The 13,165-nt window shown below is 65.6% G+C and carries 11 protein-coding genes; 3 read left to right on the top strand and 8 right to left on the bottom strand.

Annotated features, from left to right (window positions below; translation table 11 throughout):
- Positions 1-25: 25 nt before the first annotated feature.
- Positions 26-448, bottom strand: a complete 423-nt coding sequence (locus tag JQ580_RS30645) for a tautomerase family protein (protein WP_212284593.1) — start codon at positions 446-448, stop codon at positions 26-28.
- A 112-nt stretch (positions 449-560) separates the two neighbouring features.
- On the opposite strand from JQ580_RS30645, the gene JQ580_RS30640 reads away from it, so the two are divergent.
- Positions 561-1,415, top strand: coding sequence for a LysR substrate-binding domain-containing protein (locus JQ580_RS30640; protein ID WP_212284591.1), 855 nt, complete (start codon positions 561-563; stop codon positions 1,413-1,415).
- A gap of 3 nt (positions 1,416-1,418) precedes the next feature.
- On the opposite strand, the gene JQ580_RS30635 is transcribed toward JQ580_RS30640, so the two are convergent.
- Genes JQ580_RS30635 through JQ580_RS30625 form a run of 3 tightly spaced genes read right to left on the bottom strand, consistent with a single transcriptional unit; the run spans position 1,419 to position 4,091 of the window.
- The gene (locus JQ580_RS30635) at positions 1,419-2,855 is read right to left on the bottom strand and encodes a TIGR01777 family oxidoreductase (protein WP_212284589.1); all 1,437 of its coding nucleotides are present in this window, start codon (positions 2,853-2,855) and stop codon (positions 1,419-1,421) included.
- Complete coding sequence (locus JQ580_RS30630; RefSeq protein WP_212284587.1) at positions 2,852-3,517, bottom strand: DUF4166 domain-containing protein; 666 nt, start codon at positions 3,515-3,517, stop codon at positions 2,852-2,854. The genes JQ580_RS30635 and JQ580_RS30630 overlap by 4 nt, the downstream gene beginning before the upstream one ends.
- Before the next feature lie 16 nt (positions 3,518-3,533).
- Complete coding sequence (locus JQ580_RS30625) at positions 3,534-4,091, bottom strand: GbsR/MarR family transcriptional regulator (protein ID WP_212284585.1); 558 nt, start codon at positions 4,089-4,091, stop codon at positions 3,534-3,536.
- Positions 4,092-4,233: 142 nt separating this feature from the next.
- Here JQ580_RS30625 and JQ580_RS30620 point away from each other — a divergent pair, with 142 nt between their 5' ends.
- Positions 4,234-5,754: a PAS domain-containing sensor histidine kinase gene (locus tag JQ580_RS30620; protein ID WP_212284583.1), complete on the top strand. Its 1,521-nt coding sequence runs from the start codon at positions 4,234-4,236 to the stop codon at positions 5,752-5,754.
- A gap of 43 nt (positions 5,755-5,797) precedes the next feature.
- Here JQ580_RS30620 and JQ580_RS30615 read toward each other — a convergent pair whose 3' ends face one another.
- The 4 genes from JQ580_RS30615 to JQ580_RS30600 form a co-directional block, all read right to left on the bottom strand.
- Positions 5,798-6,097: an acylphosphatase gene (locus JQ580_RS30615; RefSeq protein WP_212284581.1), complete on the bottom strand. Its 300-nt coding sequence runs from the start codon at positions 6,095-6,097 to the stop codon at positions 5,798-5,800.
- Entirely contained in the window at positions 6,094-6,960 is an 867-nt protein-coding gene (locus JQ580_RS30610; RefSeq protein ID WP_212284579.1) for an isocitrate lyase/PEP mutase family protein, read from the bottom strand. The genes JQ580_RS30615 and JQ580_RS30610 overlap by 4 nt, the downstream gene beginning before the upstream one ends.
- A 221-nt stretch (positions 6,961-7,181) precedes the next feature.
- Positions 7,182-9,197, bottom strand: a complete 2,016-nt coding sequence (locus JQ580_RS30605) for an acetyl-CoA carboxylase biotin carboxylase subunit (protein WP_212284577.1) — start codon at positions 9,195-9,197, stop codon at positions 7,182-7,184.
- Positions 9,198-9,384: 187 nt separating this feature from the next.
- Positions 9,385-10,467, bottom strand: coding sequence for a zinc-binding metallopeptidase family protein (locus JQ580_RS30600; protein ID WP_212284575.1), 1,083 nt, complete (start codon positions 10,465-10,467; stop codon positions 9,385-9,387).
- Positions 10,468-10,681: 214 nt separating this feature from the next.
- On the opposite strand from JQ580_RS30600, the gene JQ580_RS30595 reads away from it, so the two are divergent.
- Complete coding sequence (locus JQ580_RS30595) at positions 10,682-13,159, top strand: hybrid sensor histidine kinase/response regulator (RefSeq protein WP_212284574.1); 2,478 nt, start codon at positions 10,682-10,684, stop codon at positions 13,157-13,159.
- Positions 13,160-13,165: the final 6 nt, after the last annotated feature.

The following is a 13,165-nucleotide window of genomic DNA, read 5'->3' as shown; positions in this document are numbered from 1 at the left end:
GATCTGTCACCCGCGGCCTGCAGCCTCACGCCGCAGCTAGCGACACGTCGAGCTTGCCGGCGATATAGCGGCGCTCCTGGGTGAGGCCGCCGAACCCGTAGGCATCGCCCTTGACCTCGTCGACATGCAGATAGGTCTCGGGATGTAGCGGCCCCAGGATCTCGGCCATGCGACTGAACATGGCGGCAAGATAAGCAGCCTTCTCGTCCTTGGTGTTCGTACCCTCGGTGACGTGGATGTCGATCCAGTAGCTTGCAAGCTTCTGCTCGGCGAGCGACCTGCCGCCGGCGAACCAGTCACTTGCCTCGACCGACTTCACGATGGTGGCGGTCACCTTGGGATCCTTGTGCAAAATCCTTGCGGTGAGCTCGGACACGGCGTCGGCGATGTCGGCCTTGAGCGAGGGAGACTGGCGCGACGAGGTGTAGGACACGGTGATCAGCGGCATGGTGTTCTCCTCGAGATGCTGCGCGGGTGTTGCGCGGCGTTGAGGAGAAGCTAGACCTTCCCTCATCATTTTGGTATCTTATCACTGTTGATAGCAGTGATAACAATACATAATGACCGCCACCCTCGACATCGCCACGGTCAAAGCCTTCCTGCTGGTCGCGGACCTCCAGAGCTTTACCCGCGCCGCGGAAGCGCTCGGCACCACGCAGGCCGCGGTCAGCCTCAAGCTGCAACGGCTGGAAGCCCTGTTGGCCAAACGCCTGGTCGAACGCTCGCCGCGCGCCGTCAGGCTCACCGCCGACGGCGCCAGCTTTCTCGATCGCGCCCGCGCGCTGATGGTGGCGCACGACCGCGCGCTGACGGGCGAGGCCCCCGCCACACAGTCGCTTTCGCTCGGCATCTCCGACCACGCCGCCGGGCCCGAGTTGATACCGCTGCTGGAACGCCTGCACGCGATGTCGGCGAATCTCACCCTCGCCGTGACCATCGGCTTCTCGCGCGAGATGCAGGACGCCTATGACGCGGGCAAGTTGGATGCCGTGATCGTCCGCCAGGAAGGCAGCCGCCGCGGTGGCGAGAAGCTCACCGAGGACGATTTCGGCTGGTTCGCATCACGTCGCCTCACCTTGCCGAAGGGCGAGCCGCTGCCGCTGGCGACGCTCGCGCCACCCTGCGGCGTTCGCGCCATCGCGGTGCGCGCACTCGACAAGGCCGGAATCGCCTGGCGCGAACGCTTTGTCGGCGGCGGCGTTACCGCGGTGGTCGCAGCGACGCTCGCCGGACTTGCGGTCGCTCCGCTGGCGCGGCGGATCGCCCCCGCAGGCCTGGTCGACATCGGGCCCACGCACAGGCTGCCGAAGCTCGGCAGCTCGAAGGTGATGCTGCACTCCAAGGTCAGCGATCCCGTGAAGCTTGCAGCGCTGCGTGCGGTGGCGGCGACGTTCCGAAGCGCCACCGCCACCTGACGTTCACAATATCGCCTCGAACGCGCTGCGCAGCGTCTCGTGCCGGAACACAAAACCGCGGCTCAGCGCCTTGTTGGGCAGCACGCGCTGACCGCCGAGCAAGAGCTCGTCGGCAAAGCCGCCGCCGATCCGGCGGAGCAGACCGCCGGGAACGCGGACCACGGCGGGCCGATGCAGGCGGCGGCCGAGCTCCTCGGTGAACTTGGCATTGGTGACGGGAATCGGCGCGGTGGCGTTGACGGGGCCGGCGAGATCGGGCGTCGCCATCACATAGGCGATCAGCCGGATCAGATCGTCACGCTCGATCCAGGACATCCACTGCCGTCCGGTGCCGATGGGACCGCCGAGGCCGAACTCGAACGGCGTCAGCAGGCGCGTGACGAAGCCGCCTTCGGTGCCGAGCACGAGCCCGATGCGCAAACAGACCACGCGGACGCCAAGCTCCTCCGCTGGCCGCGCCGCCTTCTCCCAGGCCGCACAGAGCTCGTGGCTGAAACAGGCGTGCGACTTTGCCGACTCCGTCAGCACCTGATCGGCCCACAATCCGTACCAGCCGATCGCGGAGCCGCTGACCAGCACCTCGGGCTTGCGGACGAGTCGTGCGATCAGTTTGACAACCTCGCCGGTCACCTCGATGCGCGAGCCAAGGATCTTCGCGCGCTTCGCCTCGGTCCACAGACCGTTGCCGATCGGCTCGCCGGCGAGATTGACGATGGCGTCGATCGGCGTGTCCGCAGCGAGCTGATCGAGGCTGGTGATCAGCGTCACCGGCGGCGGCAGCATCTCGGCCTTTGCGGGATTGCGGATCAGCGCGATGACGTGATGCCCGGCGCCGCTGAGGCTTGCCGCGAGGCGGCTGCCGATGAAGCCGGTAGCGCCCGTGATCAGCACGGTCTTGCGGCCGGGAAGCTTTTCGACGAGTTCGGCCGCCGGCACGCTTCGCATGCGGCCGAGCCGGCGCATCGCCGCAAAGTCCCTGAGGCCGCACAGGGCCGCACCGAGCGCGCAGGCGGTGGCGGCGATGCTGAGCAGGCCCTGGTTCATCACGCTCACGCCGAAGGGCTGCATCGCCCACTCGGTCAGCACCGGCAGCAGCAGCACGAGAATGGCGCCGTAATTGATCGCGAGCAGCGTGTGATTGATGCGCTCGCTCGGCGGCAGCTTCCGGCTTAGATCCTCCTCGACGAAATCCATCAGGGTGATGACGATCTCGGCGACCAGGACCGCGACGATCAGCAGCGCCAACGATCCGTAAACCTCCAGCCAGCCGAGCACGAGGAACAAGAGCGCATAGAGCATGTTGCGGATGCCGTGCAGCTTGAGCTCGAAGCGCTGCGACACGCGCCAGGCCAGGCGTTCAGTGAACTCATGATGATAGAAGGTGTCGAACACGCCCATCACGATCTGGATGGCGATGAGGGTCCACAACAGCGTCGTCATGATATGGCCTCCCTGAAGGTGGCGGACTGGTGGATCAGCGCACCGTAACGCGGATGGATGACATCAAGGGTGAAGCGGAATGCGCCGTTGCCGAGGTCGCGGTGCGTCACCGTGAGATCGCCCGGCGTCAGCCAGCGCGGCAAGGGAATCCAGAGGCGTCCGAGCTGGAGCCCGTAGCCTGCGCTGCGGAAGATCAGCGTCTGGTCTTCGACCGCTGTGCGGAGCGCCATCGAGACGCCGAAGCCGACATATTCCTCGAGCCCGGTTGGACCGGCAAAACGCTTGGCGGAATGGATCACGTTCGGAAAGCCGCGCTTGCGCGCGCAGATGCGGGTCCAGGTCTGACCGCCGGTTGTGCCGTCCTCGGTGACCGTGACGATCATGGGAACACCGGTGTCGCGGCCGGTCGGCAGTGGCCCGCCGATCAGCCTCGCTGCTTGCGCGACCCACCAGCCGATCTCGCTGAAGGAGATCTCGTCGATCACGCCTACATAGACGATGCTGTCGCCGTCGGCGACGCGCTTGGAGAAACGCCGCCAGGTCGCGAGCGGCAAGCGGCCCCAATCCTCGTCCGACAGCAGCGCGCGGAAGCGACGGTCGTCGAGTAGCTTGATGTGAGCGGAGGAAGATGCGCTGGAGCCTGATAACCTTGCCGACGTCATCGCACCCTCCTCAAAACTATTTGACCTTGCCCAGCGGCAGCAGGCTGGCGATCTTTTCGCCAAGCCGCATCAAGGCGACCAGCCGCGGCCGCGGCACCTTCAGCATCTGCATGAACCAGTGATCGGCGAGCTCGGTGAAGGCGAGCATCTCCTTCAGTCGTTTGCTCGCGACCGGGTTGATGGTGGGATCGCCCGCGGCATCGGACACGCAGACCCTGAGTGCCGCGATCGCCGGATCGAGCTCCCGCTCCTTGCGCCGCGCCGCGATGCGGGCGGCGACCTCCCAGATATCGGTCTCGGCCTCGTAATGGTCGCGGCGGTCACCGAGGATCGGCACGCGCCTGATCAGATTCCAGGCGAGTAGCTCCTTGAGCGAGTTGGAGACGTTCGAGCGCGCCATGCCGAGGGTCTCGGCGATGTCCTCCGCCGTCATCGGCGCCTCGGCGAGATAAAGCAGCCCGTGAATCTGGCTGACCGAGCGATTGACACCCCACTCGTCCCCCATGTCGCCCCAATGCAGGATGAAGCGCTCAACGGCGGCGGGTAGTCTCTTTCTTCCGGTTATTTCTGTCATGACAGAAATATCTGACAAGACCGTTCCCTTGTCAAGTTGGCTTGGGGCCGGTACGAGTGCGGGATATCTGCCTAAAAATGCTCCACCGGTGGGGAACCATCCATCCCTCGCGGCGTTTGCCCCAGTTATGCGGGGTCCCGGAATGGTCGAAAAATTCAGTCAGCAGAGAGACTTGTTCGAAAGCGAACGTAGTTTCCGGCTGTTGGTTGAGGGAGTTGCGGACTACGCCCTCTACATGCTCGATCCCAAGGGGATCATCACGAGCTGGAACATCGGCGGCGAGCGTATCAAGGGCTACTCGCCGGGCGAGATTCTCGGCCAGCACTTCTCCCGCTTCTACACCGAAAGCGACCGCGCCAACGGCAAGCCGGGCCGCGCGCTCGGCATCGCCAGGGAAAAGGGCCGCTACGAGGAGGAAGGCTGGCGCGTTCGCAAGGACGGCACCTTCTTCTGGGCAAGCGTGGTCATCGACCCGATCTACGAGGGCGGTGAGCTGGTCGGCTTCGCCAAGATCACGCGCGACATCACCGAGCGCCGCAACACCCAGCTCAAGCTTGAGGCGATGCAGAAGCAGCTCGCCGAGTCCCAGAAGTTCGATGCGCTGGGACAGCTCACGGGCGGGGTCGCCCACGACTTCAACAACCTGTTGATGATCATCAGCGGCAGCCTGCACATGCTGAAGCGAGGGGCCGACGACCCCGTCAAGCTTCAGCGCGCGGTCTCGGCGATCGAAACCGCCACCAAGCGCGGCGCGGCGCTCACCAACCAGCTCCTTACCTTCGCGCGGCGGCAGAGCGTCAATCCGCAGGCGATCGATTTCGCCGAACGCATCGCTGCGATCCGCGAGGTGCTCGATGCCGGCGTCGGCAGCTCCGTGCGCCTGGCCTTCGAGATCGGCCGTGACGTCTGGCCGCTCAAGACCGACGCCTCGGAACTCGAGACCGCGCTGCTCAACCTGGTCATCAATGCCCGCGACGCGATGCCCGACGGCGGCACGGTGACGATCGGCGCGCGCAATGTTGCACTCGACGAGGCGCCGCTCGCCGGCGACTTCGTTGCAATCGACGTCACCGACACCGGGCTCGGCATTCCCTCCGACGTCCTCGACAAGATCTTCGAGCCGTTCTTCACCACCAAGCCGATCGGAAAAGGCACGGGCCTCGGCCTGTCCCAGGTCCACGGCTTCGCCCATCAGGCCGGCGGCACGGTGAAGGTCACAAGCGAGCTCGGCAAGGGCACGACGTTCACCATCCTGCTGCCGCGTGGGAACGAAGTCCCATCACAAGAGATGACGGGAGAACCGGCTTTCCAAGGCAGCGGCACGGTCTTGCTCGTGGAGGACAATCCGGACGTCGCGCTCGTCAGCGTCGGCCTGCTCGAACAGCTCGGCTACCAGGTGCGCCGGGTCGCGGACGCCGAAGCCGCCTTGCGTGAGATCGAAAGCAACGGCGTCGACTTCGTGTTCTCCGACATCGTCATGCCCGGCAAGATGGACGGCCTCACCCTCGCCCATCATCTCCGCCAGATCCGCCCTGGCTTGCCGATCCTGCTCGCCACCGGCTACAGCGAGGTCGCCGCCGGCGTGCGCGGCGATTTTCCGATCCTGCGCAAGCCGTATGAAATCCACGAACTGAGCGAGGCGATCGCCAAGCTGCCAAGGTGATGGCTCTTCGCCTCACCCCGCGTGCGGGACGCGGGGGATGCACTTACACCGTCGGCAACACCGAAAACGCTTCCCCTGCCCTGCGCAGGTTCAGCTCATCCGCGCTCCCCGTCTCGCTCGTCACGCTGTCCACGCGTGAGGACGGCGGCCCGTGGCGGCACAGCGCGACCATATCGGCAACATGCTTCGGCGCTCCCGCGAACAGCGCTTCGACGCAGCCGTCGCGGCGATTGCGCACCCAGCCTTCGAGGCCGCTTGCAGTCGCCTGCGACTCGAGCCAGGCCCGATAGCCGACGCCCTGCACGCGCCCGTGAATCATTACCTGGAGGATGGCTTGGCTCATTTTTTCAGCCCGAGAAAGTCGGCGCTGCGTGCCTTGACCTCGGCCGCGCGCATGACGCGGTTGGTCAACTCCGCCGACGGCAATCCGTTCAGGTCCTTTGGCGCCGTGCCTTCGCGCAATGCCTTCTGGGTCTCGTAGACGGCCTGAGTCGCCGCGGCGATCGGCGCGTGGCCCTGCAGCGCGATGCGCACGCGCCGGCCAGCGAGGTCATCGATCGCGTTCATTTCCTCCGGCGCACCACCGAGCACGAGGGGGAGACGCGTTGCAGAGGCAATCGCCTCGAGTTCGGCGCGCGACTTGAGACCGGTGAAGAACAGCGCATCCACGCCCGTCGCCTCATACGCCTTGGCACGCCTGATCGCGTCCTCGATCGAGCTGATCGAGGCAGCACCGGTGCGGCCCATGATGACCAGCGAAGGATCGCTGCGACCGTCGAGCGCCGCCTTCATCTTGCCGACGCCTTCCTCGAGCGAAATCAGCTGCGCCTTGGCCTCACCGAAGGCGGCCGGCAGCAGCGTGTCCTCGATGGTGAGGCCGGCAGCGCCGGCCGCCTCCAGCTCCTGCACCGTGCGGCGGACATTGAGCGCATTGCCATAGCCGTGATCGGCATCGACCAGCACGGGGAGCGTCGAAGCGCGCGACATCCGCCGCATCTGCTCGGCAAGCTCGGTGAGCGTGATCAGCGTGATATCGGGATCGCCGAGCACTGCCAGCGAAGCGACCGAGCCGCCGAACATGCCAAGCGGAAAGCCGAGATCCTCGGCGATGCGGATCGAGATCGCATCATAGACCGAGCCGGGATGGACGCAATCCGAGCCCGACAGGATGGAGCGCAGTTTCTCGCGGCGGGAACGAAAGGCCATGTTGCTGTCTCATAGGATCGCGAAGGCTGCATCATACTCCGTTATCGCGAGCAACGGAAATATGGCACTCTCGTGCCCCGGACGCAGCGCGGCGCCCTTCAGCGCTGCGCTGCTGAGCCGGGGCCCATGCTGCTGGAGTGATCCGCCAACGATCTGGGTCCCGGCTCTGCGAAGCAACGCGAATGCGTTGCATCGGGTCCGGGACACGCGAATGCGCTTAGTTACGCAAACTCCAGGATCAGCGCGTCCACCGCGAGCGTCGCGCCGGGACTGGCGTGGACCTTCTTCACGGTGCCGTCCTGCTCGGCGCGCAGCACGTTCTGCATCTTCATGGCTTCAACCACCGCCAGCGTCTCGCCGGCCTTGACCTCCTGCCCTTCCGTCACCGCAATCGAGACGATGAGCCCAGGCATCGGGCACAGCAGCTTCTTGCCGGTGTCGGAGGCCGTCGTCACCGGCATCAGCCGCGCCGAAGTCGCTTCCGCTTCGGTCCAGACATAGACCGGGACCTCGACGCCCTGATGCGCGAGGCGGATGCCGTTGGGAATTGGCCGCACCTGCACAGCAACCAAGTGGCCGTCGATGGTGCCTTGCCAGACCGGATCACCCGGCTTCCACGGCGAGGCCAGCAGATGCGAATTGCCGGCCTTGCCCGCGGCGTCGACGAAACGCACCGCGATGGCGTCGCCCTCGCGAGCGACCTCGAGCTGGATCTCCTGACGGTCGAGCCAGACCGCGCGGCGACGCTCGCGCAGCACGACGCGGCCACCCATCTGCCCCGAGATCTGCCGCTTGCGCTCACCCAGCACGTGATCGATGGCGGCGCCGACCGCGGCGATGCGCCGGGCGACCTCGCCTTCCGGCACGCGGACCGCAAAGCCCTTGGGGAATTCCTCGGCAATGAAGCCGGTCGACAGCCGCCCCTCGCGCCAGCGCGGATGATGCATCAGCGCCGACAGGAACGGAATGTTGTGGCGGATGCCGTCGACGTAGAAGGAATCCAGCGCGGTCGCCTGCGCCTCGATCGCGGCCGCGCGCGAAGGTGCATGCGTGACGAGCTTTGCGATCATCGGATCGTAATGGATCGAGATCTCGCCGCCCTCCTGCACGCCGGTGTCGTTACGCACGGTGATGCCGTCCTTGCTCACTTCCGCAGGCGGCCGGTACTTCACCAGGCGCCCGATCGAGGGCAGGAAGTTGCGGAACGGATCTTCGGCGTAGAGGCGCGATTCCACCGCCCATCCGGTCAGCGTGACGTCCTTCTGCGCGATGCCGAGCTTTTCCCCGGCGGCGACACGGATCATCTGCTCGACGAGGTCGATGCCCGTGACGAGCTCGGTGACGGGATGCTCGACCTGGAGACGGGTGTTCATCTCCAGGAAGTAGAAGCTCTTGTCCTGGCCTGCGACGAACTCGACGGTGCCGGCGGAATCATAGTTCACGGCCTTGGCCAGCGCGACCGCCTGCTCGCCCATCTTGCGACGGGTGGCCTCGTCGAGCAGCGGCGACGGCGCCTCCTCGATGACCTTCTGGTTGCGGCGCTGGATCGAGCATTCGCGCTCGCCGAGATAGACGACGTTGCCGTGCTTGTCGCCCAGCACCTGGATCTCGATGTGGCGGGGATCGACGATGAACTTCTCGACGAAGACGCGGTCGTCGCCGAACGAGGCTTTCGCCTCCGCCTTGGCGAGGTTGAAACCTTCCGCGACCTCGGCGGTCGAATGTGCGATCCGCATGCCCTTGCCGCCACCGCCGGCCGAAGCCTTGATCATCACGGGATAACCGATCTCGTCGGCGATCTTGACCGCGTGCTTGTCGTCCTCGATCACGCCGAGATAGCCGGGCACGGTCGAGACCTTGGCCTTGGCGGCCGCCTTCTTCGACTCGATCTTGTCGCCCATCGCTGCGATCGCGCCCGGGTTCGGGCCGATGAAGACGATGCCGGCAGCTTCCAGCGCACTCGGAAACGCCTCGCGCTCGGAGAGGAATCCGTAGCCGGGATGCACGGCCTGCGCGCCCGTCTTGCGGCAGGCCTCGACGATCTTCTCGATCACCAGATAGCTCTCGGCCGCCGCCGGCGGGCCGATCAGCACGGCCTCGTCGGCCATCTCGACATGGAGGGCGTCGCGGTCGGCTTCGGAGTAGACCGCAACCGTCTCAATTCCCATGCGGCGCGCGGTCTTGATGACCCGGCAGGCGATTTCGCCGCGATTGGCGATCAGAATGCGTTTGAACATGCTTTTCTTGAGTCTCGACCTTGGGCGGGACCCTTCCCTGGCCGTTCGGGCCTATGGGGGACGGGCCGTGTGGCTCCCGTGGTACATCAAAATGGGCCGGAGGCAACGGTCTAAATCCCGGCCGTCTGGCGTACCAGCGCAAGACCGACACGGGCTCGGGGGGCGGGGCCCGCGCCGCCCAGAGGCCTTACCCCTTTTTGGGCATGGACGCCGATTTGGCGACGTCCCGAACCAGGTTGTGAATGAAGTCCAGCTTGGCGACCACGGCCTGCGACAGGATGAAGGGATAGAGGTCGCGCGCGCCCATGGCGCGGTTGACGCTGTTCATGGCGAAGGTGAAAGGCAGCCATGCGTCGACGAGCGCCTGGACGTCCCGGGCCTCGTAGGGGTTGAACCGGATGCGCGCCGTCAACTCCCCGTCGCGGTCGATCTTGGGCCGCACCTCCATGCCGAACTCGCTGGCCATCTCCAGGGTGTCGACGATGTGGAGGTAGTGCGCCCAGGTCTCGGCGAAATCTTCCCAGGGGTGCATGGTGGCGTAGGCCGAGACATAGTTCTGCTGCCAATCGGGTGGCGCGCCTTCGGCATAGTGACGCTGCAGGGCCTGGCCGTAATCGGTGGAATCGTCGCCGAAGACCGCGCGGCATTCCTCGAGCTTGCCGCCGTCGCGGACCAGTACGTCCCAGAAATAGTGCCCGACCTCATGGCGGAAATGGCCGAGCAGCGTCCGATAGGGCTCGCCCATCTCGAGCCTGCGCCGCTCGCGCTCGATGTCGTCGGTCTCGGTGAGCGCGATCGTGATCAGACCGTTGTCGTGGCCGGTCATGACCTTCTCTCCGCTGCTGGGATCGTCGGCCAGGAAATGGAAGATCAGACCATGCTCGGGGTCGTCCTGCCGGGTCCGAAGCGGCAGCTTCCAGCGGATCAGGGAGTAGAACAGGCGGTGCTTGGCCACCTCCAGTTCGCGCCAGCCGGCAAGCTGGGCGGGATCGGACAGATCCGGCACGATGCCGTTGTGACGGCAGGCGCGGCAATAGCCGGTGGTATCGCCCGCATCCGTCAGCCAGTTGCAGGCATCGTACGCGGCATTCCGGCACAGCATCCGGCTTTCGCCCTCCTCCGCCAGGATCTTCCAGGCTTCGCCGTCGGGCTCGATCGCCGACATCGTCTCCTTTTCCGGCAGGAAGGCGACCTGGTGGCCACAGCGTTCGCAGGCACGGTTCTCGAAATAGAGAACGTTGCCGCAGGCCTGGCAGGCAAAGAGCTTCAAGATTTATCCTCTTGGGAAAGGGAGCCTTATCAAAAAGGCATTGGTGGCGACTCGCGAAAGACGCGCCCGCCGGCCGATCGTTCCCGTCTTCGGAACAAAATGCCGGACGCGGCGTTTGATCGATAGCATCGCCAGCCGTTCAGTGGCGCTTTCCATACCAATTCCTTTAAACAATGGCCATCACGCTCCGTCTGTGTGAATATCGGTCCGGCACGTGCGCTCCCGCATGACAACGGCCGATGCCTTGAACGATCCCCTGCCCGAGACCCTCGCCGCCGCTAGGCTGCGCCAGCACCTCGAAGACGTCGCCCGCGAGCGCGACAATGCCTATCGCGCGCTCCAGGAGCGCGAGGCCGAACTGGCGCGCATCCAGCGCATCGGCAAGGTCGGCGGCGTCGAGGTCGATTTCCGCGACGGCTTCAAGAACCGCCGCTCCCCCGAATACCTCATCATCCACGGCCTGCCGCCGGAGGCGGCCGAGGAATCGCACGAGGATTGGGTCAATCGCATCCATCCCGACGACCGCGACGCCACGGTCAAGCACTTCATCGATGCGCTCGCCGGGACCAGCGAGGACTACACCGCAGAGTACCGCATCATCCGCCCCAATGACGGCGAGACGCACTGGATACGGGTCGTCGCCAAGATCGAGCGCGACCAGGATGGCCGCGCCATCCGCCTCGTCGGCGCCCACATCGACATCACCGACCAGATGCTTGCGCGCGAGACCCTGCGCGAGAGCGAGGAGCGATTTCGGCTGATCGCCGACAGCGCACCCGTGCCGATCTGGGTGACCAAGCTCGACCGCAAGCGGTCCTTCGCCAACCAGGCCTATGTCGACTTCGTCGGCCTGCCCTACGACCAGGCGATCGACTTCGACTGGCGCAAGGTGCTGCATCCCGACGACCTGCCGCAGGTGCTGCAGCAATCCGTTCAGGGCGAAGCCTCGCTCAAGCCCTTCGTGCTGGAGGCGCGTTACAAGAACGCCGCCGGCGAATGGCGCTGGCTTCGCTCGGAATCGCAGCCGCGCTGGGACCCGACCGGCAAGCATATCGGCTTCATCGGCGTCGCCCACGACATCACCGTCGCCAAGCAGGCCGAGATCGAGCTGCGGCAGCTCAACGAGACACTGGAAGAGCGCATCGCCGAGCGCACCGCCGAGTTGGAATCAAACGAGGCGCGCCTGCGCGCGATCCTCGAGACCAGTAACCAGTATCAGGGCCTGGTCAATCTCAAGGGCGAGCTGCTCTACGCCAACAAGACCGCACTCGACGGCATCAAGGCGAGCTCTTCGGATGTGATCGGAAAGCCGTTGTGGGAGGCGCCCTGGTTCAGCGCGACGGAGGGCATGAGCGCGATGGTGCGCGAGGCCTTTCACACCGTGCTGCAGGGAGACGCCGTGCGGCTGGAGATGCGCCTGCGCCTTCCCGTCGGCGAGCGCGATTTCGATTTCGGCATGCGCCCCGTGCTCGACCGCCACGGCAACATCACCGGCGCCGTGCCTGAATTCGTCGACATCACCGAGCGCCGGCGCGGCGAGGAAGCTCTGCGGCAGTCGCAGAAGATGGAGGCGATCGGCCAGCTCACCGGCGGCGTCGCACACGACTTCAACAATCTCCTCACCATCATCCGCTCGGCCACCGATTTCCTGCGCCGCCGCGAACTGCCGGAAGAGCGCCGCCGCCGCTATGTCGATGCGATCTCCGACACAGTCGAGCGCGCCTCAAAGCTGACCTCCCAGCTGCTGGCGTTCGCGCGCCGGCAGCCGCTGAAGCCCCAGATCTTCAACGTCGGCAGCCAGGTCGAAGGCGTCGCACAGCTGGTCCGGCCGCTGGTCGGCGCCCGCATCGACATCGCGGTGGAAATTCACGATGCCGACTGCTTCACGGTGGCCGACATCGCCCAGTTCGAGACCGCGCTGATCAACCTCGCCATCAACGCCCGCGATGCCATGGACGGCGAAGGCCGCCTCGTGATCGCCGTGCGCAAGGTCTCGGGCATCCCGAGCCTGCGCGCTCAATCGGCGCGCGGTGGCGACTATGTCGCGATCTCCGTCACCGACACCGGCAGCGGCATCGCACCGGAACATCTCGACTCGATCTTCGAGCCGTTTTTCACCACCAAGGAGGTCGGCAAGGGCACCGGCCTCGGCCTCAGCCAGGCCTTCGGTTTCGCAAAGCAGTCCGAGGGCGACGTCGCGGTGACGAGCGTCCAGGGCAAAGGCGCGACCTTCACCATCTACCTGCCGCTGGGGCAAAGTCCCGGCGCCGAAAGCCAGGCGGCGGCACTCACCAGCGAGACCGCGACCACCGGGCGTGGCTATCGCGTGCTCGTGGTCGAGGACAATGACGATGTCGGCCAGTTCTCGACCGAGCTCCTGGAAGATCTCGGCTATGTCGTTCGCCGCGTCGCCAATGCCAATGCAGCGCTGGCCATCCTTGGCGAAAACGAATTCGCCGTCGACCTCGTGTTTTCCGACGTCATCATGCCCGGCATGAACGGCGTCGAGCTCGCCGGCATCATCCGTGAGCGCTATCCCGGCCTGCCCGTGGTGCTGACGTCCGGCTACAGCAACGTGCTCGCCGAGAACGCCCATCGCGGTTTCGAACTGATCCAGAAGCCGTACTCGGTGGAATCGCTGTCGCGCATCCTGCGCAAGGCGATCATGGAGAAGGTTTCGGCGGCGCGGTGAGAATGG

Source organism: Bradyrhizobium sp. SZCCT0148, assembly GCF_018129985.1.
GTDB lineage: Bacteria > Pseudomonadota > Alphaproteobacteria > Rhizobiales > Xanthobacteraceae > Bradyrhizobium > Bradyrhizobium japonicum_H.
Note: the sequence above shows the minus strand (reverse complement) of the source record. Positions and strands in the feature narration are given on the sequence as shown.

Excerpts from the sequence above, each read along its gene's own strand:
- JQ580_RS30620 (WP_212284583.1), top strand. The coding sequence starts at position 4,234 with ATGGTCGAAAAATTCAGTCAGCAGAGAGACTTGTTCGAAAGCGAACGT.
- JQ580_RS30630 (WP_212284587.1), bottom strand. The coding sequence starts at position 3,517 with ATGACGTCGGCAAGGTTATCAGGCTCCAGCGCATCTTCCTCCGCTCAC.
- JQ580_RS30610 (WP_212284579.1), bottom strand. The coding sequence starts at position 6,960 with ATGGCCTTTCGTTCCCGCCGCGAGAAACTGCGCTCCATCCTGTCGGGC.
- JQ580_RS30625 (WP_212284585.1), bottom strand. The coding sequence starts at position 4,091 with ATGACAGAAATAACCGGAAGAAAGAGACTACCCGCCGCCGTTGAGCGC.
- JQ580_RS30615 (WP_212284581.1), bottom strand. The coding sequence starts at position 6,097 with ATGAGCCAAGCCATCCTCCAGGTAATGATTCACGGGCGCGTGCAGGGC.
- JQ580_RS30605 (WP_212284577.1), bottom strand. The coding sequence starts at position 9,197 with ATGTTCAAACGCATTCTGATCGCCAATCGCGGCGAAATCGCCTGCCGG.
- JQ580_RS30640 (WP_212284591.1), top strand. The coding sequence starts at position 561 with ATGACCGCCACCCTCGACATCGCCACGGTCAAAGCCTTCCTGCTGGTC.
- JQ580_RS30645 (WP_212284593.1), bottom strand. The coding sequence starts at position 448 with ATGCCGCTGATCACCGTGTCCTACACCTCGTCGCGCCAGTCTCCCTCG.
- JQ580_RS30635 (WP_212284589.1), bottom strand. The coding sequence starts at position 2,855 with ATGACGACGCTGTTGTGGACCCTCATCGCCATCCAGATCGTGATGGGC.